The 21,451-nt window shown below is 47.7% G+C and carries 38 protein-coding genes; 1 reads left to right on the forward strand and 37 read right to left on the reverse strand.

The window, feature by feature from the left end; all coding sequences use genetic code 11:
- Window positions 1-353: 353 nt before the first annotated feature.
- From ACHWTJ_RS15610 to ACHWTJ_RS15620, 3 genes are all read right to left on the reverse strand, one after another.
- Entirely contained in the window at window positions 354-956 is a 603-nt protein-coding gene (locus tag ACHWTJ_RS15610; protein ID WP_294739830.1) for a KinB-signaling pathway activation protein, read from the reverse strand.
- Window positions 957-958: 2 nt separating this feature from the next.
- Window positions 959-1,990, reverse strand: coding sequence for an Mrp/NBP35 family ATP-binding protein (locus ACHWTJ_RS15615; RefSeq protein ID WP_035413182.1), 1,032 nt, complete (start codon window positions 1,988-1,990; stop codon window positions 959-961).
- 144 nt (window positions 1,991-2,134) lie between these two features.
- Window positions 2,135-2,785, reverse strand: a complete 651-nt coding sequence (locus ACHWTJ_RS15620; RefSeq protein ID WP_394679999.1) for a M15 family metallopeptidase — start codon at window positions 2,783-2,785, stop codon at window positions 2,135-2,137.
- Between the two features lie 97 nt (window positions 2,786-2,882).
- On the opposite strand from ACHWTJ_RS15620, the gene ACHWTJ_RS15625 reads away from it, so the two are divergent.
- Window positions 2,883-3,170, forward strand: coding sequence for a hypothetical protein (locus ACHWTJ_RS15625; protein WP_394680000.1), 288 nt, complete (start codon window positions 2,883-2,885; stop codon window positions 3,168-3,170).
- A gap of 94 nt (window positions 3,171-3,264) precedes the next feature.
- On the opposite strand, the gene rpsI is transcribed toward ACHWTJ_RS15625, so the two are convergent.
- The 34 genes from rpsI to rplD all read right to left on the reverse strand — a co-directional run bounded on the left by rpsI (window position 3,265) and on the right by rplD (window position 21,438).
- Entirely contained in the window at window positions 3,265-3,657 is a 393-nt protein-coding gene (gene rpsI / locus ACHWTJ_RS15630) for a 30S ribosomal protein S9 (protein WP_023466655.1), read from the reverse strand.
- A gap of 24 nt (window positions 3,658-3,681) precedes the next feature.
- Window positions 3,682-4,119 carry a 50S ribosomal protein L13 gene (rplM, locus tag ACHWTJ_RS15635; RefSeq protein ID WP_023466654.1) on the reverse strand — a complete coding sequence of 146 codons (438 nt, stop codon included), beginning with the start codon at window positions 4,117-4,119 and terminating at the stop codon, window positions 3,682-3,684.
- Between the two features lie 168 nt (window positions 4,120-4,287).
- Window positions 4,288-5,022: a tRNA pseudouridine(38-40) synthase TruA gene (gene truA, locus ACHWTJ_RS15640; RefSeq protein ID WP_394680001.1), complete on the reverse strand. Its 735-nt coding sequence runs from the start codon at window positions 5,020-5,022 to the stop codon at window positions 4,288-4,290.
- Window positions 5,022-5,813: an energy-coupling factor transporter transmembrane protein EcfT gene (locus ACHWTJ_RS15645; protein WP_294739818.1), complete on the reverse strand. Its 792-nt coding sequence runs from the start codon at window positions 5,811-5,813 to the stop codon at window positions 5,022-5,024. The genes truA and ACHWTJ_RS15645 overlap by 1 nt, the downstream gene beginning before the upstream one ends.
- Window positions 5,810-6,664 (reverse strand): energy-coupling factor transporter ATPase, encoded by an 855-nt coding sequence (locus tag ACHWTJ_RS15650; RefSeq protein ID WP_055966768.1) that lies wholly within the window; start codon window positions 6,662-6,664, stop codon window positions 5,810-5,812. Before ACHWTJ_RS15650 ends, ACHWTJ_RS15645 begins: the two co-directional genes overlap by 4 nt.
- A complete protein-coding gene (locus tag ACHWTJ_RS15655; RefSeq protein WP_029343095.1) occupies window positions 6,652-7,482 on the reverse strand; it encodes an energy-coupling factor ABC transporter ATP-binding protein in 831 nt (276 codons plus the stop codon). The genes ACHWTJ_RS15650 and ACHWTJ_RS15655 overlap by 13 nt, the downstream gene beginning before the upstream one ends.
- Before the next feature lie 98 nt (window positions 7,483-7,580).
- A complete protein-coding gene (gene rplQ / locus ACHWTJ_RS15660) occupies window positions 7,581-7,952 on the reverse strand; it encodes a 50S ribosomal protein L17 (protein WP_023466649.1) in 372 nt (123 codons plus the stop codon).
- 33 nt (window positions 7,953-7,985) lie between these two features.
- Window positions 7,986-8,930, reverse strand: coding sequence for a DNA-directed RNA polymerase subunit alpha (locus ACHWTJ_RS15665; RefSeq protein ID WP_023466648.1), 945 nt, complete (start codon window positions 8,928-8,930; stop codon window positions 7,986-7,988).
- 137 nt (window positions 8,931-9,067) lie between these two features.
- Window positions 9,068-9,463 carry a 30S ribosomal protein S11 gene (rpsK, locus tag ACHWTJ_RS15670; protein ID WP_023466647.1) on the reverse strand — a complete coding sequence of 132 codons (396 nt, stop codon included), beginning with the start codon at window positions 9,461-9,463 and terminating at the stop codon, window positions 9,068-9,070.
- A 16-nt stretch (window positions 9,464-9,479) separates the two neighbouring features.
- Entirely contained in the window at window positions 9,480-9,845 is a 366-nt protein-coding gene (rpsM, locus tag ACHWTJ_RS15675) for a 30S ribosomal protein S13 (protein WP_023466646.1), read from the reverse strand.
- A 20-nt stretch (window positions 9,846-9,865) separates the two neighbouring features.
- Entirely contained in the window at window positions 9,866-9,979 is a 114-nt protein-coding gene (gene rpmJ, locus ACHWTJ_RS15680) for a 50S ribosomal protein L36 (protein ID WP_003156543.1), read from the reverse strand.
- 33 nt (window positions 9,980-10,012) lie between these two features.
- The gene (infA, locus tag ACHWTJ_RS15685; RefSeq protein ID WP_012369032.1) at window positions 10,013-10,231 is read right to left on the reverse strand and encodes a translation initiation factor IF-1; all 219 of its coding nucleotides are present in this window, start codon (window positions 10,229-10,231) and stop codon (window positions 10,013-10,015) included.
- Window positions 10,232-10,380: 149 nt separating this feature from the next.
- Window positions 10,381-11,133, reverse strand: a complete 753-nt coding sequence (map, locus tag ACHWTJ_RS15690) for a type I methionyl aminopeptidase (protein ID WP_294739807.1) — start codon at window positions 11,131-11,133, stop codon at window positions 10,381-10,383.
- Window positions 11,133-11,780: an adenylate kinase gene (locus ACHWTJ_RS15695; protein ID WP_023466643.1), complete on the reverse strand. Its 648-nt coding sequence runs from the start codon at window positions 11,778-11,780 to the stop codon at window positions 11,133-11,135. The genes map and ACHWTJ_RS15695 overlap by 1 nt, the downstream gene beginning before the upstream one ends.
- A gap of 71 nt (window positions 11,781-11,851) precedes the next feature.
- Window positions 11,852-13,141, reverse strand: a complete 1,290-nt coding sequence (secY, locus tag ACHWTJ_RS15700; RefSeq protein WP_294739802.1) for a preprotein translocase subunit SecY — start codon at window positions 13,139-13,141, stop codon at window positions 11,852-11,854.
- Window positions 13,141-13,581, reverse strand: a complete 441-nt coding sequence (rplO, locus tag ACHWTJ_RS15705; RefSeq protein ID WP_035399353.1) for a 50S ribosomal protein L15 — start codon at window positions 13,579-13,581, stop codon at window positions 13,141-13,143. Before rplO ends, secY begins: the two co-directional genes overlap by 1 nt.
- 35 nt (window positions 13,582-13,616) lie before the next feature.
- The gene (gene rpmD, locus ACHWTJ_RS15710; RefSeq protein WP_023466640.1) at window positions 13,617-13,802 is read right to left on the reverse strand and encodes a 50S ribosomal protein L30; all 186 of its coding nucleotides are present in this window, start codon (window positions 13,800-13,802) and stop codon (window positions 13,617-13,619) included.
- A gap of 18 nt (window positions 13,803-13,820) precedes the next feature.
- On the reverse strand, window positions 13,821-14,321 hold the full coding sequence (rpsE, locus tag ACHWTJ_RS15715; protein ID WP_023466639.1) for a 30S ribosomal protein S5: 501 nt from the start codon (window positions 14,319-14,321) through the stop codon (window positions 13,821-13,823).
- 22 nt (window positions 14,322-14,343) lie between these two features.
- Window positions 14,344-14,694 carry a 50S ribosomal protein L18 gene (gene rplR / locus ACHWTJ_RS15720; protein WP_023466638.1) on the reverse strand — a complete coding sequence of 117 codons (351 nt, stop codon included), beginning with the start codon at window positions 14,692-14,694 and terminating at the stop codon, window positions 14,344-14,346.
- Window positions 14,695-14,731: 37 nt separating this feature from the next.
- Window positions 14,732-15,268, reverse strand: a complete 537-nt coding sequence (rplF, locus tag ACHWTJ_RS15725) for a 50S ribosomal protein L6 (RefSeq protein ID WP_023466637.1) — start codon at window positions 15,266-15,268, stop codon at window positions 14,732-14,734.
- A gap of 31 nt (window positions 15,269-15,299) precedes the next feature.
- Window positions 15,300-15,698 (reverse strand): 30S ribosomal protein S8, encoded by a 399-nt coding sequence (rpsH, locus tag ACHWTJ_RS15730; protein ID WP_012369023.1) that lies wholly within the window; start codon window positions 15,696-15,698, stop codon window positions 15,300-15,302.
- Between the two features lie 31 nt (window positions 15,699-15,729).
- A complete protein-coding gene (rpsN, locus tag ACHWTJ_RS15735) occupies window positions 15,730-15,999 on the reverse strand; it encodes a 30S ribosomal protein S14 (protein ID WP_035413163.1) in 270 nt (89 codons plus the stop codon).
- 14 nt (window positions 16,000-16,013) lie between these two features.
- On the reverse strand, window positions 16,014-16,553 hold the full coding sequence (gene rplE / locus ACHWTJ_RS15740) for a 50S ribosomal protein L5 (RefSeq protein ID WP_023466635.1): 540 nt from the start codon (window positions 16,551-16,553) through the stop codon (window positions 16,014-16,016).
- Window positions 16,554-16,584: 31 nt separating this feature from the next.
- A complete protein-coding gene (rplX, locus tag ACHWTJ_RS15745; RefSeq protein ID WP_012369020.1) occupies window positions 16,585-16,896 on the reverse strand; it encodes a 50S ribosomal protein L24 in 312 nt (103 codons plus the stop codon).
- A gap of 34 nt (window positions 16,897-16,930) precedes the next feature.
- Window positions 16,931-17,299, reverse strand: coding sequence for a 50S ribosomal protein L14 (gene rplN, locus ACHWTJ_RS15750; RefSeq protein ID WP_012369019.1), 369 nt, complete (start codon window positions 17,297-17,299; stop codon window positions 16,931-16,933).
- A 48-nt stretch (window positions 17,300-17,347) separates the two neighbouring features.
- Complete coding sequence (gene rpsQ / locus ACHWTJ_RS15755) at window positions 17,348-17,611, reverse strand: 30S ribosomal protein S17 (protein ID WP_023466634.1); 264 nt, start codon at window positions 17,609-17,611, stop codon at window positions 17,348-17,350.
- A 31-nt stretch (window positions 17,612-17,642) separates the two neighbouring features.
- Window positions 17,643-17,846, reverse strand: a complete 204-nt coding sequence (gene rpmC, locus ACHWTJ_RS15760) for a 50S ribosomal protein L29 (protein WP_012369017.1) — start codon at window positions 17,844-17,846, stop codon at window positions 17,643-17,645.
- A complete protein-coding gene (rplP, locus tag ACHWTJ_RS15765) occupies window positions 17,833-18,270 on the reverse strand; it encodes a 50S ribosomal protein L16 (protein WP_012369016.1) in 438 nt (145 codons plus the stop codon). The genes rpmC and rplP overlap by 14 nt, the downstream gene beginning before the upstream one ends.
- Before the next feature lie 33 nt (window positions 18,271-18,303).
- A complete protein-coding gene (gene rpsC / locus ACHWTJ_RS15770; RefSeq protein ID WP_023466633.1) occupies window positions 18,304-18,960 on the reverse strand; it encodes a 30S ribosomal protein S3 in 657 nt (218 codons plus the stop codon).
- 12 nt (window positions 18,961-18,972) lie between these two features.
- Window positions 18,973-19,305, reverse strand: a complete 333-nt coding sequence (gene rplV, locus ACHWTJ_RS15775; protein ID WP_012369014.1) for a 50S ribosomal protein L22 — start codon at window positions 19,303-19,305, stop codon at window positions 18,973-18,975.
- A 20-nt stretch (window positions 19,306-19,325) separates the two neighbouring features.
- Window positions 19,326-19,604 carry a 30S ribosomal protein S19 gene (rpsS, locus tag ACHWTJ_RS15780; protein ID WP_012369013.1) on the reverse strand — a complete coding sequence of 93 codons (279 nt, stop codon included), beginning with the start codon at window positions 19,602-19,604 and terminating at the stop codon, window positions 19,326-19,328.
- 63 nt (window positions 19,605-19,667) lie between these two features.
- Window positions 19,668-20,498: a 50S ribosomal protein L2 gene (rplB, locus tag ACHWTJ_RS15785; RefSeq protein ID WP_023466632.1), complete on the reverse strand. Its 831-nt coding sequence runs from the start codon at window positions 20,496-20,498 to the stop codon at window positions 19,668-19,670.
- Window positions 20,499-20,530: 32 nt separating this feature from the next.
- Window positions 20,531-20,815 (reverse strand): 50S ribosomal protein L23, encoded by a 285-nt coding sequence (gene rplW / locus ACHWTJ_RS15790; protein ID WP_023466631.1) that lies wholly within the window; start codon window positions 20,813-20,815, stop codon window positions 20,531-20,533.
- Entirely contained in the window at window positions 20,815-21,438 is a 624-nt protein-coding gene (gene rplD / locus ACHWTJ_RS15795) for a 50S ribosomal protein L4 (RefSeq protein WP_023466630.1), read from the reverse strand. Before rplD ends, rplW begins: the two co-directional genes overlap by 1 nt.
- Between the last annotated feature and the right edge of the window lie 13 nt (window positions 21,439-21,451).

Consider the following 21,451-nt stretch of genomic DNA (forward strand, 5'->3'; position numbering starts at 1 on the left):
TCTCCATAAAGTGTTTGACTTGCTCGTTGTGTGACCGAAGTCACGATTGACGAAGCTTGCGCTTCATTCGTTTTTGTATTCCGTAGAATACGATTTTTGCCTCATCGTTCAGTTTTCAAAGTCCAATATGTCATTTGACGACTTTTAAATCTTACAGTAAAGTAATATGTGATGTCAATTACTTTTTTGAAGTTTTTTTCGTCTGTGACGTTCGCGTTTGGCGTGTGCCTCAGCGACATGTATTAATATATCAACTCTTGTTTTTTTCGTCAACTGTTTTTCTAAAAAAACTTTAGAAAAAAGATAGACCCGCTTGAACCGGTAAAACACTACCCGTTCGCGGGTCTTTTTCATTACGCTTGTTTTTGCGATTGCCCTTGAGAAGCAGGCTTTTCTTGTAAGCGGTGCAGCATCAGAATCTGATACGCGTTACAGACCAAGAGTGTCGCAAGTGCTGCCCACAACATCCGTTTGTCTTGTGTCGCCTGCAGAGCAGGTACCCATTCAATCAAGGTGATGACTGTCATGAGGAACAATGTCGGAATGAATGCCGTAAAGTTCGTTTCACGTGCTTTCGTCCGCGCGACTAGGAAGGCGATTAAAAGTAAGACGACCATCTCGCCAATATAGAGGCTAGTCTTATCAAAACCATATGCTAGTCCGCGTAGATAGACACCATCAAACAGTGCAAATGCGATCAAGACGATCTGAACACGATTCCAAAGCTTTGCGCCTCGGAACAGATCAAGTCCGACACGGTGTAAGATCAAGTACGAGAAGAATCCCATCAAACTGATGGCAGTCCACGTACTACTGTAGGAGAGAGCCGTCACATATCCGCTGATCGATTGATTTCGGATATATCCAGGTTCCGCTACCAAGTTAAACACGAAGCCGGCGAGCGTTCCAATCAGGAGCGTCATCCAAAACAGCTTCAAAAATCCTTTAATCTTCATTCTTATCCCTCTACTTTTTCGATGACACGCGTGGCGAGTTCATTATAGTACGTCTCAAATGGATGATCATCGCGATAGATCGATGGAGCGAAGTCCGCATCATTCGCATATGGTTGTCCAAGTGGAATCTTAGCTAGAATATCGGTTTTTAACGCTTCTGACAACCTCTCTCCGCCACCACTACCGAAGACATATTCTTTTTCGCCTGTCACTTTGCTTTCAAAGTACGCCATGTTCTCAACGATTCCGAGGAGACGATGGTTCGTTTTGATCGCCATTGCCCCTGCTCGTGCTGCAACAAAAGCAGCTGTTGCGTGAGGTGTCGTGACGATGACTTCCTGACAGCTCGGGAGCATCGAATGAATGTCGAGCGCGACATCCCCTGTCCCTGGTGGAAGATCAAGCAACAAGTAATCGAGATCGCCCCATTCGACGTCTGCGAAGAAGTTATTGAGCATCTTCCCGAGCATTGGTCCCCGCCAGATGACTGGTGCATTATCTTCGACGAAGAAGCCCATTGAGATGACCTTGACGCCAAAGCGTTCTGGTGGAACGATTCGGTCGTTGACGACAGTCGGACGTGTTTCAATTCCCATCATGTCTGGAACACTAAAGCCGTAGATATCGGCATCAATCAAACCAACCTTCTTCCCTGCTCGTGCGAGGGCGACTGCTAGGTTAACAGAAACCGTTGATTTTCCGACGCCCCCTTTACCGGAAGCGATCGCGATGAACGTCGTACCGGATTCTGGTTTAAGGATCGACGGTGTCGTCGCTGCTTGGATCCCGTGATCACCAAGTGCCTCAAAACGGAGTCCCACCGTCTTAAATCCTTTTTCTTTTAGTTCCTTGACGATTTGCTGTTGGAGCACGAGTTGCTCCCCAGAACCGGATTGTGCTAAAGCGATTTTCAGACTGACATAATCACCTTTAATCCGGACGTCACGAATGCCGTTCGTATCTGCAAGCGGGCGGTCAATCGTCGGATCGACGAGCGTTCCGACTACCTCGCGAATTTCTTGTTCATTCAACATAGTGCCTTCCCCCTGAAAACGTTCGATTTAATCCTTATTAGTATAACAAAAATAAGAGAGCGCTTGCACATTTCGACACCGGAAAGGATGACTTTTCCATGTCCGATGTCTGTTTTCATCATTTAGATCAATCATTCGCTCATTTTAGAACATTCGGTTCCATGTACGAGGACCCACGACACCATCGACATCAAGTCCTTGACGTGTTTGGTAGGCGCGCACCTTCTGAGTTGTCTCTGCATCAAAGCGCTGAGTCACGGTTGCTTTGACTGCACGCTGGATTCGTTCGATATCCCGTGGATTCATATTAGCTGCACCTTGATACAACGGACGACCTGGATACGGAACAATCGCACGAGAGCGATTCATCGTTTCTTCAGACACTCCTTGTAATTCAAAGTGTGGATAATCCCTAAAGCTCGTCCAGTCCCCACCCCAAGAAAAACCACGTTGTTTCATCGCAGTAACGATCTTTTGAAAGCGTTGATCGTTTCGAAACAGCGCTTGTGTACCGTCTTCGGAATATTGAAAGAGGTCGACGGCGATACCGCGGTTATGACTCGATTGTCCCCCACGTGCGTTCGTCACGATCGGTCCAGGTAACGTCCGTCCCTGTGCGTACAACCGATTCTGTTCCGCGATGGATCGGTACCCTTGCGCGACACCGACATAAATTCCTTGCGCATGCATCTCCCGGATGACCTCTTGCGTCCGTTTGGCGACTTCTCGTGACAGTCCCGACGCATTCAATTTCCGATTCGCTCGCTCGAGTAACCAGCTGATCGATAATGCCATCTATGCTCACTCCCCTTTGTTTCCTGTTCCCGAAAACAAAATCCGCTATACTTATGGAATGTATAACAAATCTAACTGATATCAAAAGGAGCATGATATGAAAAAACGTCTTATTTGGACGCTTGGCGTCACCTGCCTCTTACACCTCGGCTTCATACTGTATCTAACGCTGCAATCCGCTGTAGCTCCTGAGACAAAACTACCTACTAATGCAACTGTCTTGAGTGAGGAAACCTCTTTTACGGGACATGTCGGTCAAGAGACTGTCCACACCCAGATCGACTTCGTCAAGCCTCTCTTCCTCATCAGCATTCCATTGACGTTTACGGTCGTCTATTTATTACTCGTTCTATTGCTTCGACTGATGCGCATTCGTTCACGCTGACTTCGACCATTCTTTCCGAAATCCATTCGGAAGAGTGGTTTTTAATACACAAAAAAAACCTCCCACCACAAGGGTGAGAGGAATTCGAAAAGAATTAACGTTTCGAGAATTGTGGTGCACGACGAGCTGCTTTAAGACCGTATTTTTTACGCTCTTTCATACGAGCATCACGAGTCAAGAAGCCTTTCGCTTTGAGTGCGCCGCGGAATTCTGGATCCGCTTGAAGAAGAGCACGTGAGATACCGTGACGGATAGCGCCTGCTTGACCAGTGAAGCCGCCGCCTTTGACCGTTACGATTACATCGTACTTGCCTTCTGTTTCTGTGATTACGAGTGGTTCTTTTGCAGTCATGATCAATGTCTCATAACCGAAGTATTCGCTGATATCGCGACCGTTAACTGTGACTTTACCGTCTCCAGCAACAAGGAAAACGCGCGCTGCCGCGTGTTTCCGGCGACCAGTGCCGTAGTAACGTACATCTGCCATCGTGTAGTTCCTCCTAAATTCGTATTAACCGCGAAGTTCGTAAACTTCTGGTTGTTGTGCTTCGTGCTTGTGTGCAGCTCCAGCGTAGACGTGGAGTTTGTTGAACATTTGACGACCGAGGCTACCTTTTGGAAGCATTCCTTTGATCGCGAGTTCAAGCATGCGCTCAGGTTTGTTAGCAAGCATATCGCGTGCAACAGTCTGCTTTAAGCCGCCTGGATGACCAGAGTGACGGTAGTAGACTTTTTTGTCGAGTTTGTTACCAGTTAAAACGATTTTCTCAACGTTGATGAGGATAACGTTATCCCCACAGTCAACGTGTGGTGTGAACGTAGGCTTGTGCTTACCACGGAGAAGTGATGAAACTTCGCTCGCAAGGCGACCGAGTGTTTTACCTTCAGCGTCGATAAGGAGCCATTTGCGTTCTACATCAGTAGCTTTCGCCATGAAAGTTGTGCGCATGTAAAATACCTCCTAAGGAATTAAAAGTTCTGTTTTTGATTTTTCATTTATTCACTAGGTGAATCTATCATAATCTTAGGTGTACGGGGCTAAGATTGTGGTTTCATAATAAATGAAATGCCAATAAACATTGTATGTTTTTTAATAGACAATGTCAATTGCCTTTTTTCACTCCGGATAGAAAACTTCCCATAGATAGAGTCCATGAGGAGGCGCCGTCACGCCTGCGACGTTTCGGTCCTTTGCCAGCAACATTTTTTTGATGTCCTCTGGTGCAAAACGACCGCGTCCGACGTCAAGTAACGTCCCAACCATGATCCGGATTTGATTATAGAGAAACCCACTGCCCTGGAATCGAAAAACGAGTTCGTCACCGACTGTCATCAACTCTGCCTCGTAAATCGTCCGAACCCGGTTATCCGTTTCCGTCTTCGCAACACAGAACGAACTGAAGTCGTGCGTGCCGACGAGATGTGCCATCCCTTGACGAATTCGCTCGAGATCGAGTGAATACGGAATATGAACAGACAGATTCCGACGAAACGCATTTTCTTCGCGGCGGACGAAATAGCGGTATTCCTTCCCTACGACATCGTAACGCGCTTCAAAGGTCGGTTCGACCTCCTCGCAGCTCCGGACACGAATATCCGCTGGTAAGAGCGTATTCAGTGCCTTGACGACGTTCTCCGGGGGAATCGCTAGTTCCGTATCAAAATGAATGACTTGCCCGTAGGCATGCACCCTCGCATCCGTCCGTCCCGACCCGATGATCTTGACGGGATGTTTGTGCATCCGCGCAAGCGTCGTTTCAATTACTTCTTGAATCGTCAATCCGTTTGGTTGCACCTGATACCCGGCGTAGCCGGTTCCGTCATATTGAATCGTACATTTTAAACGACGCATTACCCGATCCCTCGCAATCCTACTAAACTGATCGTCAGGAGGACAAGCAAGATCATCAGACCTGTATCCCGCATCGTCCACTTGGATTCCCGTAGACGTGTCCGCCCCTCTCCTCCACGGTACCCCCGTGCTTCCATCGCTGTCGCAAGATCCTCTGCCCGCTTAAAGGCGGAGATGAACAACGGAATCAATAACGGAATGATCGCCCGTAAACGTTCCTTGATCGGTCCTGCCGATAAATCAACACCACGTGCTTGCTGTGCCTTCATGATTTTCTCCGTCTCCTCCGCTAAAGTTGGTAAGAACCGAAGCGAAATCGATAACATGAGCGCAATTTCATGCGTCGGGACACGAACGACCTTGAACGGCTTCAACAACAATTCAATCGCATCCGTCAGTTCGATTGGTGAGGTCGTCAGCGTGACGAGTGTCGTGATCGAGACGAGATAGAAGAAACGTAATGAGACGATGATCGCGAGTCGCAGTCCTTCTTCATAGATCCGAAGCCAGCCGAGTTCGAAAATCACAGCCCCTTCGCGCGTGAAGAACAGCTGGATGACGAACGTAAAGACGATCAGGAATAGAATCGGTCGCAGTCCCTTTAGAACATAACGAAGCGGTAAGCGACTACTCATGAGTGCTAAGAACGTAAAGATGAGTAAAAAGATGTTCGTTGCTGCATTGTTCGCAAGAAAGACGAGCGGAATGAAGCAGAAAGCAAAGATGATCTTCGCAAGTGCCGACGACCGGTGCAAGTACGACTGACCGGGAATATGTTGTCCGACGATCATTCGCTCACCCCTTTCGTCATCAACCACTCGATCAACTCGGTCTCCGTCCGGATATCCGGTCGTTGCAATCCGCGTCGATCAGCGACTTGCCAAGCAAGCGATAAGACGTGCGGAAGATCGAGGTGGAATTGCTCGAGCAATGTCTCTTCTTTAAACAGGTCAAGCGGTAGTCCGTCAAACGCCACCTGGGCGTTTTCCATGACGATGACACGCTCGGCATACTCAAGCACCTGATCCATGTCGTGCGTGATCAGGAGCAATGTCATACCGGTCTCTGCATGGAGCCGAGCAAACAGACTCAGCATATGCTTGCGCCCTTGCGGATCGAGTCCTGCCGTCGGCTCATCGACGATCAACACGTCTGGTTGACTAGCGAGTACGCCGGCAATTGCAACACGCCTCATTTGCCCACCAGACAGGTCAAACGGCGAACGACTCCAAAAGACTTCATCGAGTCCGACAGTCCGTAATGCCTCTTTCGCTAATTGCTCAGCCGTCGCGGCATCATGACCGAAGTTCATCGGACCGAACATGACATCCTTTAAGACCGTCTCTTCGAACAATTGATATTCCGGATATTGAAAAACAAGCCCGACGCGACGTCTTAATGGCTTGAGGTCCTGTTTTTTCTTCGGTTCAACGATGATGTCATCGACTTGTACCTTCCCCGCTGTCGGCTTGAGCAACCCATTGATGTGCTGCACGAGCGTCGATTTCCCGGATCCGGTATGCCCTACAAACGCAACAAGCGCCCCTGACGGAATCTCAAGATTCACATCACGCAGCGCGACTCGTTCGAACGGACTATTGAGTTGATACGTATAATTTAATTCCTGGATTAAGATTGGCATAAACGGTTCACCAATTCTCTTTCATCTAGTATCGTCTCCTCGAGTGAGAGACCTTGCGCCCGTAAGCGTTCTTGTACCCGAACAACGAATGGAACATCGAGTCCGATGTCTTCTAAGAACGATGCATGACGAAAGACTTCCTGAGGGGATCCTTCTAATACGATTTTCCCGGCATCCATGACGATGACACGACTAGCCCGTAATACTTCGTCTAATTCGTGTGTAATCGCGATGACCGCCATTGGGTGGGTCGCATGGAGTTCCTGAACGGTCGACATGACCTCTTGTCGTGCTAATGGATCAAGCATCGATGTGGCTTCATCGAGCACGAGAACATCAGGGCGCATCGCAAGCGCCGAAGCGATTGCGACACGCTGCTTCTGTCCGCCGGATAGTTGATGGGGTTCCCGATCAACAAAATCCGTAAGGCCAACGCGCGCTAGACTGTCGTCGATACGACGAACCATTTCCTCGCGTGGCACACCCCAGTTTTCTAGAGCAAATGCCACGTCGTCGCGCACGGTCGTGCCAACGAATTGATTATCTGGATTTTGGAAGACGATGCCGATTGCTCGGCGCATCTCCCACAGTTGCTCCGGATTCGCACTTGAAAAGCGCTCAGCAACCGTAACGGTCCCTGTTTCCGGTAACAACAATCCATTAAACAATTTCGTCAGCGTTGATTTTCCAGAGCCGTTGTGACCAACGATGGCGACCCATTCACCTGAACGAATCGTCAGAGAGACCTCGTGTAAGGCTGCTTGCTCCTGTTCCGGATACCGATAGGTGACCTGTTCCAGTTCAATCAGCTTGTCCATGATCTCTCCTCCTTCATCAAATCAATACTTTCATTTTGTAGCAAAAGGGCAGAAGCGGGATACGCACTGCCCTTTTATGGCGAATCATTTAATGAGGATTAAACGAGTTCGATGATGACCATTTCTGCGCCGTCACCACGACGTGGTCCCATTTTCATGATGCGTGTGTAACCACCTTGACGCTCAGCAAAACGTGGAGCCACATCAGCGAATAATTTTTGGATCGCGTCTTGTGCTTTGCCCTCTGCGTTTTGACCAGCAGCTTCACGGCGAACGAACGATGCAACTTGACGACGAGCGTGGAGATCACCGCGTTTACCTAAAGTGATGAGTTTCTCTACGACTGGACGAAGTTCCTTCGCTTTTTGTTCTGTAGTTTGGATACGCTCATTGATGATGAGATCAGTCGCAAGGTCACGCAAAAGTGCCTTACGTTGTGAGCTTGTACGGCCTAATTTCGAGTATGCCATGGATGGATTCCCTCCTTCGTGCAATTAATAGTATTAGTCTTCTTTGCGCAAGCCTAGTCCGAGTTCGTCGAGTTTCGCTTGAACTTCCTCGAGTGATTTACGTCCGAGGTTACGGACTTTCATCATCTCGTCTTCGCTCTTGTTCGCGAGTTCTTGAACCGTGTTGATACCAGCGCGTTTCAAACAGTTGTACGAACGAACTGAGAGATCGAGTTCTTCGATCGTCATTTCGAGTACTTTTTCTTTTTGATCTTCTTCCTTTTCGACCATGATTTCAGCATGGAGCGCTTCGTCCGTAAGACCAACAAAGATGTTTAAGTGTTCTGTCATGATTTTCGCACCGAGTGACACTGCTTCTTCAGGGCGGATTGAACCGTCCGTCCAAACATCTAGCGTCAACTTATCGAAGCTCGCATCTTGACCGACACGTGTTTTTTCAACTTGATAATTTACACGTTGAATTGGCGTGTAAATCGAGTCGATTGGGATTACACCGATTGGCATATCGTCCCGTTTGTTATCTTCAGCCTGAACATACCCACGACCACGGCGTGCTGTCAGACGCATATGAAGTGATGCACCTTCTGCAAGCGTTGCGATGTGAAGTTCTGGGTTGAGGATTTCGACGTCGCTGTCATGCGTAATGTTCGCAGCAGTGACAACACCAGCGCCTTGAATATCGATCTCAAGCGTTTTCTCTTCTTCCGAGTACACTTTGAGGGCGAGTTTCTTAAGGTTCAAGATGATTTGGGTAACGTCTTCTACAACGCCATCAATCGTCGAGAACTCATGAAGAACGCCATCGATTTGGACTGCAGTGACTGCAGCACCCGGAAGTGAAGACAATAGGATACGACGCAATGAGTTACCAAGCGTTGTACCGAATCCACGCTCAAGCGGCTCAACTACGAATTTACCAAACGTAGCATTCTCGCTTAACTCGATCGTTTCAATCTTCGGTTTTTCGATTTCGATCATCTGAACCCCTCCTTGAATATCGTCATGTTGGCCATCGCGTTCAATCGCCAACCGCCTTGTGTACGTTTCTACTGCCTTGCTTGGTCAAACGATCAACAAAAGTCTACTCGAATCCCCGCTCTGCAGTACAAGACGGGTTACACGCGACGACGTTTTGGAGGGCGGCAACCGTTGTGTGGTACTGGAGTAACGTCACGGATTGCAGTGACTTCGAGACCGATTGCTTGAAGAGCACGGATAGCTGCTTCACGACCTGCACCAGGACCTTTAACGTTAACTTCTACAGTACGCATACCGTTATCCATTGCTGTTTTAGCAGCTGTTTCAGATGCCATTTGTGCAGCGAAAGGAGTCGATTTACGTGAGCCTTTGAAGCCCATGTTACCTGCAGTTGCCCAAGAGATTGCATTCCCTTGCATATCAGTGATCGTAACGATCGTGTTGTTGAATGTTGAACGGATATGCACGATACCAGATTCAATATTCTTTTTGACTTTACGTTTACTACGAACGTTCTGTTTGCGTTTTGCCATCTTAGTTTACCCTCCCTTACTTCTTCTTGTTCGCTACTGTACGGCGTGGGCCTTTACGAGTACGCGAGTTGTTTTTAGTGTTTTGACCACGAACTGGAAGACCACGACGGTGACGAACACCACGGTAGCAACCGATTTCGATCAAACGTTTGATGTTGAGTGAGATTTCACGACGAAGGTCACCCTCAACTTTGATTTTGTCTAAACCATCACGAAGTTGGTTCAATTGTTCCTCAGTCAAGTCGCGAGTACGAGTATCTTCAGAGATACCAGTTTCTTTCAAGACTTTTTGAGCAGTCGTTTTACCAACACCATAGATGTAAGTGAGTGAGATGACGATGCGTTTCTCACGTGGAATATCTACACCAGCAATACGTGCCATGTGTGCACCTCCTTGTTTAATTACCCTTGTTTTTGTTTATGCTTAGGGTTTTCGCAAATAACCATTACTTTGCCTTTACGGCGGATAACTTTACATTTTTCACAGATCGGTTTAACCGAAGGTCTTACTTTCATTGTGAATACCTCCTCCTGAAAAAATCGGAGTTTTTATTTGAAACGGTATGTGATCCGTCCGCGAGTCAAGTCGTATGGTGACAACTCAACTGTTACTTTATCTCCTGGCAAGATCCGAATGAAGTGCATCCGAATTTTTCCTGAGACGTGCGCGAGGACCGTGTGGCCGTTTTCTAACTCCACCTTAAACATCGCGTTTGGAAGCGGCTCGATAACCGTACCTTCCACTTCGATTACATCTTGTTTCGCCATCAATTATACCCCTTTCTCTATAAAGTTGATTGGGAGCCCAGACGATTTGTAGCGCTAGGGGCTTTCTACAAGAGCCATTGAGAGATCATCGGTCACAAACACGAGTGGATACTGGCTTATAGAAAGGTGACACCAATAACGCGCACAGCTCACTCTGCATCGACCGTTAAGATCTCGTAGCCGTCGTCTGTGATGGCGATGGTGTGCTCAAAGTGGGCGCACATGCTACCGTCCACCGTCACTACCGTCCAATTGTCGGATAGTGTGCGAACATAGCGTTTCCCGACGTTGACCATTGGCTCAATTGCCAGTGTCATGCCGGTTTTCAGGCGCGGCCCTTTCCCCGGTGGTCCATAATGTGGAATTTGCGGATCTTCATGCAAATTTTGTCCCACGCCGTGGCCCACATATTCGCGGACTACAGAAAAATTCGCAGCTTCAACATGTGACTGAATCGCATGCGAAATATCTGTCAGGTGCACGCCAGCTTTGGCGCGCTCCAATCCTTTATACAGAGATTCTTCAGTTACGTCAAGTAACCGCTTCGTCTCTTCAGAGATTGTACCTACCGGATATGTCCAGGCTGAATCTCCGTGATACCCATTGTACTCTGCTCCGATGTCAATCGAGATGATGTCACCGTCCTGAAGTACACGATCTCCCGGAATACCATGGACAAGCTCTTCGTTCACGGAAGCACAGATGCTACCCGTGAAACCATTATACCCTTTAAACGATGGTGTTGCCCCTTGACTTCGAATATAGCGTTCAGCGATCACGTCGAGTTGCCCCGTCGTGATACCTGGGCGAATATGAGCTTGAAGCTCCTTATGCGTCCGGGCGACGATTTGTCCTGCTTTACGCATGATGTCGATTTCACGCGGCGCTTTCGTAATGATCATTACTGATCACCAAGGAGTGCCTGAACATCGGAATATACATCGTTGATCGGACGATCACCGTCCAAATTACGAAGATACCCTTTTTCTGCGTAAAAGTCAATCAAAGGTTGCGCTTGTGCGACATTGACTTCCAAGCGACGACGTACTGTCTCCTCTTGGTCATCTTCACGTTGTACAAGTGCTGATCCGTCGATATCACAGATCCCTTCCACTTTTGGTGGGTTATAGAGAACATGATACGTTGCTCCGCAAGTTGGGCAAATCCGGCGACCTGTCAAACGAGGGACAAGTTTCTCCGGGTCTACACCGATGTGGATGACGTGATCAATTTGTTTGCCCAGATCTTCAAGTAATGCTTCAAGAGCATCTGCTTGCTTCACTGTGCGTGGGAAACCGTCAAGGAGAAAACCATTTGCACAGTCTTCTTTGGCGAGACGCTCACGTACGATGCCGATTGTGACTTCATCCGGAACGAGTTCCCCTTTATCCATGTATGATTTCGCTTCTTGCCCGAGTGGCGTCGAATCTTTGATCGCCGCGCGGAACATGTCGCCTGTCGAGATGTGGGGGATCGCATAGTCTTCGATGATTTTCGCAGCCTGCGTTCCTTTACCAGCACCCGGCAAACCCATCAATACTAGATTCATGTCGGTAGCCTCCACTTCTATAGCTCTATAGACACAACAGAAAGGAAAGGGATGGTCCCCTTCCTCCCGCCTTATCGGATAAAGCCTTTGTAGTGTCGTTTAACCAATTGACTTTCAATCTGTTTCATCGTCTCTAATCCTACACCGATGACGATCAACAAGCTCGTTCCACCAATCTGCACCGAGTTCGGTAAGCCAGCAAACTTAATAAAGAATGTCGGCGTCACCGCGATGACAGCAAGGAAAAGTGAACCGAAGAATGTCAGACGGTATAGAATCTTCGTGATGTACTGCTCCGTTTGCTTACCAGGACGAATACCAGGAATGTATCCGCCTTGCTTTTGAAGGTTCTCTGCCATTTGTTCCGGATTCACCTGAACGAATGTGTAGAAGTACGAGAACGCGATGATCAGTGCCACATAGATCGACATACCGATTGGACTCGTGTAGTCGAAGATGTCACGGATCTTCGTTGCCGTTTCCGGACTTGCAAAGAAACTCGCAACCGTTGGTGGCGTCACCATGAACGACACCGCGAAGATGACTGGAATAACACCGGCAGCGTTCAATTTGATCGGCAAGTGTGCCGATTGTCCGCCAACTGGTGTCCGGTTCACCGTACGCTTAGCGTACTGAATCGGAATCTTACGTGCAGCTTGCTGAACATAGATGACTCCGACGATGACCGCGATGATGATTAAAAGCAAGAGTACGATATAAAGCACGTTTACAAACAAAGCATCCCCTGCATTTTGGAGCTTCGTTTCATAAATCTGGCGGAATGCATTCGGGAAGCCCGCGACGATCCCAGCGAAGATGATCATTGATATCCCGTTACCAATGCCCTTCTCCGTGATGAGTTCACCGAGGAACATCAAGAATGCCGTTCCCGCTGTCAATACGAGTGCAATCATAACGTATGTCCAGGTGCCGAACTGTTCGTCGACAAGACCTGGGTAGATACGGTTAAATCCAAGCGCGATTCCAAACGCTTGGACTAAGCCGAGTACGATCGTTCCATAGCGCGTTACCGTTGCTAACTTCTTACGGCCCGCCTCTCCTTGTTTTGCCCATTCGGCAAACTTTGGAACAACGTCCATCTGTAAGAGTTGGACAACGATCGAGGCCGTGATATACGGCATGATTCCCATCGCAAAGAGTGAGAAATTCTTCAAAGCATTCCCGCCGAACGAGTTCAAGAAACCGAGAACACCGTTCTGGTCAATCTTAAACACTTCCGTGTTTACCATCGGCACCGGGATATGTGCTCCGATACGGAACACGATGATCAGTGCCAAGGTAAAGAGAATGCGCCGACGAATGTCGGCTACGCGCCACATATTGGAGATCGCTTGAAACATTAGATCACCTCAACCGTACCGCCGGCAGCTTCGATTGCTTGCTTCGCAGCGTCGGAGAACTTATGAGCTTTGACTGTTAGTTTCTTTTCGATCTTACCGTTAGAAAGAATTTTCACGCCGTCTTTCATGCCTTTGACTGCACGAGTCTCGACAAGAAGTTCTGGAGTGACTTCAGTTCCTTCTTCAAAACGGTTGAGTGTGTCAAGGTTAATGACCGCGAACTCTTTACGAGTTGGGTTGTTGAAGCCGCGTTTTGGTAAACGACGGTAAAGTGGGTTTTGTCCACCTTCGAAACCTGGACGAACACCACCGCCTGAACGAGCTTTTTGACCTTTATGACCACGGCCAGAAGTCTTACCGTTACCAGAAGACATACCGCGACCTACACGGTTGCGTTCTGAACGTGAACCAGCAGCTGGTTTCAATTCATGGAGTTTCATAGTGGGGCACCTCCTCATAAAATTATATCGAACTATTACTCTTGAATTTCTTTTACTGTCACTAAGTGTGACACGTGGTTAATCATCCCACGCATAGCAGCGTTGTCAGGTACGACAACAGTCTGGTGCATCTTACGGAGACCAAGCGTACGAGTAGTAACGCGTTGGTTCTCCGGACGACCGATCATGCTGCGTGTGAGGGTAACTGCGAGTTTCGCCATCTGTTTTCCCTCCCTTTCTTAACCGCGAAGTTCTTCGACGGTTTTACCGCGGAGTTTCGCAACTTCTTCAGCACGTTTGAGTGATGTGAGACCTTCGACAGTCGCACGAACCATGTTGATTGGAGTGCTTGATCCAAGTGATTTTGAAAGAATGTCGTTGATTCCCGCTAATTCGAGAACCGCACGAACTGGACCACCAGCGATGACTCCAGTACCTTCAGAAGCAGGCTTCAAGAAGACGTGACCTGCACCGAATACACCGTTGACTTCGTGTGGAATTGTTGTGTTAACGATTGGAACGTTAACCATGTTTTTCTTAGCATCTTCGATTGCTTTACGGATCGCTTCAGGCACTTCCTGAGCTTTACCCGTACCGAAACCTACGTGACCATTCTTGTCACCAACGACGACGAGGGCAGCAAAACGGAAGCGACGGCCACCTTTTACTACTTTCGCGACGCGGTTTACGGTAACAACGCGTTCTTCGAGTTGATCCATGTTAATTTCTAACTGGCGCATGTAGAGGTTCCCTCCTTTTCTATTAGAATTTGAGACCAGCTTCACGAGCTGCTTCAGCTACAGCTTTGATACGTCCATGATAGAGATATCCTCCACGGTCGAAAACGACTGTTTCGATACCTTTTTCAAGAGCGCGCTCAGCTGCGAGCTTACCAACTGCTGCCGCAGCGTCAGTCGTGTTGCCTTTTTCAAGGTCGAGTGATGATGCAGATGCGAGTGTTGCATGTGTTGCATCGTCAATGACTTGTACGTAAATGTTCTTGTTCGAACGGAATACGTTCATACGTGGACGTGTTGCAGTCCCGATGATTGTACGACGGACACGACCATGACGTTTTTTACGCGTAGCGTTTTTATCTGCCTTTGAGATCATTTATGCCACTCCTTTCCGGTCAATTCGCATTCGCGAATTACTTACCTGTTTTACCTTCTTTACGACGAACGACTTCATCACTGTAACGAATACCTTTACCTTTGTACGGCTCAGGTTGACGGTACGAACGGATCAATGCAGCGACGTGACCAACACGTTCTTTGCTGATTCCGCGAACGATGAGTTGCGTATTCGTAGGAACTTCGACTTCGATGCCTTGTTCCGGAGTGTACTCGATTGGGTGTGAGTAACCGAGGTTGAGTACGATTTTGTTACCTTGCTTTTGTGCACGGTAACCAACACCTTGGATATCGAGTGTCTTAGCGAAACCGTTGCTTACACCTTCGACCATGTTCGCGATAAGCGCACGAGTCGTTCCGTGGATCGTACGGCTTGCTTTCTCGTCGTTCGGACGAGTGACAGTCAATTCATTACCTTCTACGTTAATCGCCATAGCTGGGCTGAACTCGCGTGAGAGTTCCCCTTTAGGACCTTTTACCGTAACCGTGTTGTTTTCAACTGTTACTGTAACGCCTGCTGGGATGACGACTGGCTTTTTACCAATACGTGACATTTAAGACACCTCCGTTCTTTTTATGCGTGTATTACCAGATGTATGCGATCACTTCGCCGCCGACTTTTTGTTGGCGAGCTTCTTTGTCAGTCATTACACCTTTAGATGTTGAAACGATAGCGATTCCGAGACCACCGAGTACTTTCGGGATTTCATCAGCTTTCGCGTAAACGCGAAGACCTGGTTTCGAGATACGTTTGAGTCCAGTGATAACGCGCTCGTTGCTTGCGCCATATTTAAGGAATACGCGGAGCGTACCTTGTTTGCTGTCCTCGAGATATTCAACATCGCGGATGAAACCTTCACGTTTGAGGATTTCAGCGACTTCACGTTTGATTGTAGAAGCTGGCATTTCCAACTTCTCATGGCGAACCATGTTTGCATTACGAATGCGTGTAAGCATATCTGCAATCGGATCTGTCATAACCATGCGATGTACCTCCTTTCACAACTTTAATGAATTACCAGCTTGCTTTTTTAACACCAGGGATTTGACCTTTATGAGCAAGATCACGGAACTTAATACGGCTGATACCGAATTTACCAATGTAACCGTGTGGACGGCCAGTGATACTACAACGGTTGTGTAAACGAACCGCTGAAGAGTTACGTGGGAGTTTGCTCAAGCCGATGTAGTCGCCTTGTGCTTTCAATTCTGCGCGTTTTTCAGCGAAGCGCTCAACGAGTGCTTGACGTTTTACTTCACGTGCGATCATTGATTTCTTAGCCATGTTGTCGACCTCCCTTATTTTTGGAATGGCATGCCGAGTGCTGTGAGAAGCTCACGTGACTCTTCATCCGTGTTAGCAGTAGTTACGATAACGATGTCCATACCACGGACTTTCGATACGCGATCGTAGTCGATCTCTGGGAAGATCAATTGTTCCTTCACGCCTAGCGTGTAGTTACCACGGCCATCGAAAGATTTTTTCGATACGCCACGGAAGTCACGTACACGTGGAAGTGACACGTTGATCAACTTGTCGAGGAATTCGTACATGCGCTCGCCACGAAGTGTAACCTTCGCACCGATTGGCATACCTTCACGAAGTTTGAAACCAGCGATTGATTTCTTAGCTTTCGTGATGAGTGGCTTCTGACCAGTGAGGAGCTGAAGCTCTTCGACTGCCATGTCAAGTGCCTTAGAGTTCGTAACAGCGTCACCAACACCCATGTTGATTACGATCTTATCGACTTTCGGCGCTTGCATTACAGAACTGTAATTGAATTTCTCCATCATTACTTTGACGATTTCGTCTTGGTATTTAGCTTTTAAACGGTTCATCAGAAAGTGGACCTCCTTTCTTTAAATCTTCTTATTTATCTAAAGCTTCGCCCGATTTTTTAGCGATACGTACTTTCTTGCCGTCAACCACAGTGAAACCAACGCGTGTTGGGTTACCTGTCTTAGGGTCGATGAGCATAACGTTCGATACGTGAATCGGTGCTTCTTTCTCGACAATTCCGCCTTGCGGGTTGAGTTGAGAAGGTTTTGAGTGTTTTTTGATCATGTTAACGCCTTCGACGATTACGCGATCTTTTTTAGGCATAGCTGTAAGGACAACGCCTTGTTTGCCTTTGTCTTTACCAGTCATAACCTGAACTTTATCACCTTTTTTGACATGCATCGTTAGAGCACCTCCTTGTAGGAATTCTTTGGAATTAAAGTACTTCCGGTGCCAACGAGACGATCTTCATGAAGTCTTTTTCACGAAGTTCGCGTGCGACTGGTCCGAAGATACGTGTGCCACGTGGGCTTTTGTCATCTTTGATGATGACTGCTGCGTTTTCGTCAAAACGGATGTACGAACCGTCTTTACGACGAACGCCACGTTTAGTACGAACGACTACTGCGCGTACAACTTCACCTTTTTTGACAACGCCACCTGGTGTTGCTTGTTTTACTGTACAAACAATAACGTCACCGATGTTAGCAGTTTTACGACCAGAACCACCGAGGACTTTGATCGTCAAGACTTCACGAGCTCCTGAGTTGTCTGCTACTTTTAAGCGAGATTCTTGTTGAATCATACGATTGTACCTCCCTCCGGATGTTTATTCACCCGAACTAATTAGAGTTTAGATGATTACTGCTTCTTCAATGACTTCTACGAGACGGAAACGTTTGTCCTTAGATAATGGACGTGTTTCTTGAATGCGTACAACATCACCGATTTTAGCTGTGTTGTTTTCATCATGCGCTTTGTACTTTTTAGAGTAGTTTACGCGTTTGCCGTAAAGCTTGTGCTTTACTTTTGTTTCAACTGTAACTACGATCGTTTTGTCCATTTTGTCAGAAACGACGCGTCCAGTTAACACTTTGCGGTTGTTAGTGCGTTCCATTGAGTGTTCCTCCTCTCAGAATCCGAGTGAATTATGCGTTGTTGATGCCGAGTTCGCGTTCACGAAGAACGGTTTTCGCGCGTGCAATCGACTTGCGCACTTCACGGATACGAGCAGGGTTCTCAAGCTGACCAGTCGCGAGTTGGAAACGAAGGTTGAACAACTCTTCTTTCCACGAACCGACTTTACCGTTAAGCTCTTCAGTTGTTTGCTGACGGAGATCAGTTGCTTTCATTCGTATCACCACCATTTTCTTCACGTTTTACGAACTTACATTTTACTGGAAGTTTGTGTGATGCAAGACGGAGAGCTTCGCGTGCGATCTCTTCCGATACTCCTGCGATTTCGAACATTACTTTACCCGGTTTGACGACTGCTACCCAGCCCTCCGGAGCACCTTTACCTGAACCCATTCGGACTTCAAGAGGTTTTTTAGTGTATGGCTTGTGTGGGAAGATCTTGATCCACACTTTACCACCACGTTTCATATAACGAGTCATCGCGATACGCGCTGATTCGATTTGACGGCTAGTGATCCAGCTAGCTTCTTGAGCTTGGATACCGAACTCGCCGAAGTGTACTGTAGTACCACGTTTCGCTTTACCACGCATGTTGCCGCGGTGAACACGACGATATTTTACACGTTTTGGTAACAACATGTTGTGTTGCCTCCTTCCCTAGACGGATGTGGATTATTCTTCGTTTGCTGCTGCTTTTTTCGTAGGAAGCACTTCACCGTGGTGGAGCCATACTTTTACGCCAATTTTGCCGTAAGTTGTATCTGCTTCTGCAGTACCGTAATCGATGTCTGCACGGAGTGTATGAAGTGGAACTGTTCCTTCCGAATACTTCTCAGAACGAGCGATATCAGCGCCACCAAGACGACCAGAAACTTCAGTCTTGATTCCTTTGATACCAGAACGCATTGAGCGTTGGATTGATTGCTTCATAGCACGACGGAACGATACGCGACCTTCAAGTTGGCGAGCGATGTTCTCAGCGACGAGTTTAGCAACTGCATCCGGGTTTTTCACTTCAACGACGTTAACGTGAACGCGTTTGCCTTTTGCAAGGTTAGTGATGTCTTTACGAAGTGTTTCGATTTCAGAACCGCCTTTACCGATAACCATACCAGGCTTAGCAGTGTGAAGTGAGATGTTCAAGCGGTTAGCTGCGCGCTCGATTTCTACTTTAGAGACACTAGCGTCTTTAAGACGTTTTTCGATATATTCACGAACTACGTAGTCTTCATGAAGGAGATCAGCATAGTCTTTATCTGCGAACCAACGTGATTCCCAGTCTTTGATGATACCTACGCGAAGACCAGTTGGGTTAATCTTCTGACCCACGGTAATCCCTCCTTATTTTTCAGATACCACGATGTGAACGTGGCTCGTACGTTTGTTGATGCGGCTTGCGCGACCCATTGCACGTGGGCGGAAACGTTTGAGCGTTGGACCTTCGTTTACGTAAGCCTCAGTAACTACGAGGTTTTCGATGTTCATGTCGAAGTTGTGCTCAGCGTTCGCGATTGCCGATTTCAATACTTTCTCAACGATTGGCGTTGCTGCCTTGTTCGTGTAAGCAAGAATCGAAAGTGCTTCGCCGATTTGCTTCCCGCGGATTAAGTCTACTACGAGACGTGCCTTACGAGGAGCAATGCGAACCATATTAGCCGATGCTTTTGATTGCATAATGAGTACCTCCCCTCAGATTAACGTTTCGTTTTCTTATCGTTTCCAGCATGTCCTTTGTAAGAACGTGTTGGAGCGAATTCACCAAGTTTGTGACCGACCATATCTTCTGTCACGTAAACCGGTACGTGTTTACGACCATCGTAGACAGCGATCGTGTGACCGATGAACTCTGGGAAGATTGTCGAGCGGCGTGACCAAGTTTTGATGACATGTTTGTCACCAGCTTCGTTGGCTTTATCAACCTTAGCGAGCAGATGGTGATCTGCGAATGGACCTTTTTTCAAGCTGCGACCCATAGTTGTACCTCCCTTTGGCATGATTCAGGAACGGTTCCTACGAACCGTCCAGAAATCATGTAATTATTTTTTAGAACGACGGACGATATATTTATCGCTCGCTTTGTTTTTCTTACGAGTTTTGTATCCGAGTGCCGGTTTACCCCAAGGAGTAAGTGGGCCCGAACGACCGATTGGAGCACGTCCTTCACCACCACCGTGTGGGTGATCGACTGGGTTCATGACAGAACCACGAACTGTAGGACGTTTTCCGAGCCAGCGTGAACGACCAGCTTTACCGATATTGACGAGCTCGTGCTCTTCATTACCGACAGCGCCGACTGTTGCACGGCAAGTAGCAAGGATCATACGAGTTTCGCCTGATTGAAGACGAACGATCGCGTATTTACCATCTTTACCGAGAAGCTGAGCAGAAGTACCAGCTGCGCGAACGAGCTGACCACCTTTACCTGGCTTAAGTTCGATGTTGTGGATCAACGTACCGACTGGGATGTTTGAAAGTGGAAGAGCATTACCGACTTTAATGTCAGCTTCTGGTCCAGCCATGACTTGCATGTCTACTTTCAAGCCTTTCGGTGCGAGGATGTAGCGTTTTTCACCATCGATGTAGTGGATCAATGCGATGTTAGCAGAGCGGTTTGGATCGTACTCAATTGTAGCGACACGACCAGCGATGCCATCCTTGTTCCGTTTGAAGTCGATGATACGATATTTACGTTTGTGTCCGCCACCTTGGTGACGTACTGTCAAGCGACCTTGGTTGTTACGTCCGCCCTTTTTCGAAAGCTTTTCAGTTAACGATTTTTCAGGACGTGAAGCCGTAATCTCAGCAAAGTCAAGTGCAGTCATATTACGACGACCGTTAGTGGTCGGTTTAAACTTTTTAATTCCCATCGAGAGTTCCCTCCTTTTCTACAGAGTTCCGATTAACCGAGGTAATCGAGTTCTTTGCTATCTGCAGTAAGCGTGACGACCGCTTTTTTGCGGCGTGCTGTGTAACCAGCGTGACGACCTACGCGTTTTGCTTTTGGTTTTGAGATCAATGTGTTGACTTTGTCAACTTTCACTCCGAAGATCGCTTCAACTGCATCTTTGATTTGAGTCTTAGATGCCTTCACGTCTACTTCGAATGTGTACTTTTTCTCAGCCATTTGGTTTACTGAACGTTCAGTAATGACAGGACGTTTGATAATGTCGTGTGTGTGTGCCATTATGCAAGCACCTCCTCTACTCTCGCAACAGCGTCCTTCGTAATGATGACTTTGTCATGAGCGACAAGATCAAGGACGTTTACACCTGCAGCGTCAACGACTGTGACACCTGGGATGTTGCGTGTTGAAAGAACGACTGACTCGTTGTAATCAGCAGTAACGACGAGAACTTTACGTTCGATTGAAAGAGCAGCGAATACTGCGATCATGTCCTTAGTTTTAGGAGCATCGATTGTCAATCCTTCAAGAACGATGAACTCGTTGTTAGCGACTTTCGAAGAAAGTGCTGAACGAAGTGCGAGACGACGAACCTTTTTAGGAAGTTTGTAAGCGTACGAACGTGGTGTTGGACCGAAGACAGTTCCACCGCCAACCCATTGTGGCGAACGGATCGAACCTTGGCGTGCACGACCAGTACCTTTTTGTTTCCATGGTTTACGGCCGCCACCGCGAACTTCCGAGCGACCTTTTGTATCATGTGTACCTTGGCGACGTGAAGCTTGTTGCATGACGATTGCATCGTATACGACTGCTTCATTTGGCTCGATTCCGAAAACGGCATCTGCGAGCTCGATGTCTCCAACTTGTGTACCTGTTTGGTTAAGCAAAGCTACTTTAGGCATTCGTTATTCCTCC

Origin of the sequence: uncultured Exiguobacterium sp. (assembly GCF_964277885.1) — a bacterium.
GTDB lineage: Bacteria > Bacillota > Bacilli > Exiguobacteriales > Exiguobacteriaceae > Exiguobacterium_A.

What these genes read in the sequence shown, in the direction of transcription:
- ACHWTJ_RS15645 (WP_294739818.1), bottom strand. Translation starts at nt 5,813, where the DNA reads ATGATCGTCGGACAACATATTCCCGGTCAGTCGTACTTGCACCGGTCG.
- rplF (WP_023466637.1), bottom strand. Translation starts at nt 15,268, where the DNA reads ATGTCACGTATTGGTAAAAAGCCAGTCGTCATCCCAGCAGGCGTTACA.
- rplV (WP_012369014.1), bottom strand. Translation starts at nt 19,305, where the DNA reads ATGCAATCAAAAGCATCGGCTAATATGGTTCGCATTGCTCCTCGTAAG.
- rplW (WP_023466631.1), bottom strand. Translation starts at nt 20,815, where the DNA reads ATGGCACACACACACGACATTATCAAACGTCCTGTCATTACTGAACGT.
- rpsI (WP_023466655.1), bottom strand. Translation starts at nt 3,657, where the DNA reads ATGGCAGATGTACGTTACTACGGCACTGGTCGCCGGAAACACGCGGCA.
- rpmD (WP_023466640.1), bottom strand. Translation starts at nt 13,802, where the DNA reads ATGGCGAAACTCGCAGTTACCCTCACACGCAGCATGATCGGTCGTCCG.
- rpsK (WP_023466647.1), bottom strand. Translation starts at nt 9,463, where the DNA reads ATGGCAAAACGCAAACAGAACGTTCGTAGTAAACGTAAAGTCAAAAAG.
- truA (WP_394680001.1), bottom strand. Translation starts at nt 5,022, where the DNA reads ATGCGTCGTTTAAAATGTACGATTCAATATGACGGAACCGGCTACGCC.
- ACHWTJ_RS15620 (WP_394679999.1), bottom strand. Translation starts at nt 2,785, where the DNA reads ATGGCATTATCGATCAGCTGGTTACTCGAGCGAGCGAATCGGAAATTG.
- rpsE (WP_023466639.1), bottom strand. Translation starts at nt 14,321, where the DNA reads ATGCGCCAGTTAGAAATTAACATGGATCAACTCGAAGAACGCGTTGTT.
- ACHWTJ_RS15625 (WP_394680000.1), top strand. Translation starts at nt 2,883, where the DNA reads ATGAAAAAACGTCTTATTTGGACGCTTGGCGTCACCTGCCTCTTACAC.
- rpsN (WP_035413163.1), bottom strand. Translation starts at nt 15,999, where the DNA reads ATGGCTAAGAAATCAATGATCGCACGTGAAGTAAAACGTCAAGCACTC.
- ACHWTJ_RS15665 (WP_023466648.1), bottom strand. Translation starts at nt 8,930, where the DNA reads ATGATCGAAATCGAAAAACCGAAGATTGAAACGATCGAGTTAAGCGAG.
- rpsQ (WP_023466634.1), bottom strand. Translation starts at nt 17,611, where the DNA reads ATGGAACGCACTAACAACCGCAAAGTGTTAACTGGACGCGTCGTTTCT.
- secY (WP_294739802.1), bottom strand. Translation starts at nt 13,141, where the DNA reads ATGTTTCAAGCGATCTCCAATATGTGGCGCGTAGCCGACATTCGTCGG.
- map (WP_294739807.1), bottom strand. Translation starts at nt 11,133, where the DNA reads ATGATCATTACGAAAGCGCCGCGTGAAATCGACATCATGCGTAAAGCA.
- rplQ (WP_023466649.1), bottom strand. Translation starts at nt 7,952, where the DNA reads ATGGCATACTCGAAATTAGGCCGTACAAGCTCACAACGTAAGGCACTT.
- rplR (WP_023466638.1), bottom strand. Translation starts at nt 14,694, where the DNA reads ATGATCTCAAAGGCAGATAAAAACGCTACGCGTAAAAAACGTCATGGT.
- rplX (WP_012369020.1), bottom strand. Translation starts at nt 16,896, where the DNA reads ATGCATGTCAAAAAAGGTGATAAAGTTCAGGTTATGACTGGTAAAGAC.
- rplM (WP_023466654.1), bottom strand. Translation starts at nt 4,119, where the DNA reads ATGCGCACAACTTTCATGGCGAAAGCTACTGATGTAGAACGCAAATGG.
- ACHWTJ_RS15650 (WP_055966768.1), bottom strand. Translation starts at nt 6,664, where the DNA reads ATGCCAATCTTAATCCAGGAATTAAATTATACGTATCAACTCAATAGT.
- rplP (WP_012369016.1), bottom strand. Translation starts at nt 18,270, where the DNA reads ATGTTGTTACCAAAACGTGTAAAATATCGTCGTGTTCACCGCGGCAAC.
- rpsH (WP_012369023.1), bottom strand. Translation starts at nt 15,698, where the DNA reads ATGGTTATGACAGATCCGATTGCAGATATGCTTACACGCATTCGTAAT.
- rplN (WP_012369019.1), bottom strand. Translation starts at nt 17,299, where the DNA reads ATGATTCAACAAGAATCTCGCTTAAAAGTAGCAGACAACTCAGGAGCT.
- rpsS (WP_012369013.1), bottom strand. Translation starts at nt 19,604, where the DNA reads ATGGGTCGCAGCTTGAAAAAAGGTCCATTCGCAGATCACCATCTGCTC.
- rplD (WP_023466630.1), bottom strand. Translation starts at nt 21,438, where the DNA reads ATGCCTAAAGTAGCTTTGCTTAACCAAACAGGTACACAAGTTGGAGAC.
- rpsM (WP_023466646.1), bottom strand. Translation starts at nt 9,845, where the DNA reads ATGGCACGTATTGCTGGTGTAGATATTCCACGTGAGAAACGCATCGTC.
- rpmC (WP_012369017.1), bottom strand. Translation starts at nt 17,846, where the DNA reads ATGAAAGCAACTGATCTCCGTCAGCAAACAACTGAAGAGCTTAACGGT.
- infA (WP_012369032.1), bottom strand. Translation starts at nt 10,231, where the DNA reads ATGGCGAAACAAGATGTAATCGAAGTGGAAGGTACGGTTATCGAGCCG.
- ACHWTJ_RS15695 (WP_023466643.1), bottom strand. Translation starts at nt 11,780, where the DNA reads ATGAATCTAGTATTGATGGGTTTGCCGGGTGCTGGTAAAGGAACGCAG.
- rplE (WP_023466635.1), bottom strand. Translation starts at nt 16,553, where the DNA reads ATGAACCGTTTAAAAGCTAAATACCAAGACGAAATCGTCAAAGTAATG.
- rpmJ (WP_003156543.1), bottom strand. Translation starts at nt 9,979, where the DNA reads ATGAAAGTAAGACCTTCGGTTAAACCGATCTGTGAAAAATGTAAAGTT.
- ACHWTJ_RS15610 (WP_294739830.1), bottom strand. Translation starts at nt 956, where the DNA reads ATGAAGATTAAAGGATTTTTGAAGCTGTTTTGGATGACGCTCCTGATT.
- ACHWTJ_RS15615 (WP_035413182.1), bottom strand. Translation starts at nt 1,990, where the DNA reads ATGTTGAATGAACAAGAAATTCGCGAGGTAGTCGGAACGCTCGTCGAT.
- ACHWTJ_RS15655 (WP_029343095.1), bottom strand. Translation starts at nt 7,482, where the DNA reads ATGGACAAGCTGATTGAACTGGAACAGGTCACCTATCGGTATCCGGAA.
- rplO (WP_035399353.1), bottom strand. Translation starts at nt 13,581, where the DNA reads ATGAAACTCCATGAATTGAAACCAGCTGCTGGTTCACGTTCAGAACGC.
- rplB (WP_023466632.1), bottom strand. Translation starts at nt 20,498, where the DNA reads ATGGGAATTAAAAAGTTTAAACCGACCACTAACGGTCGTCGTAATATG.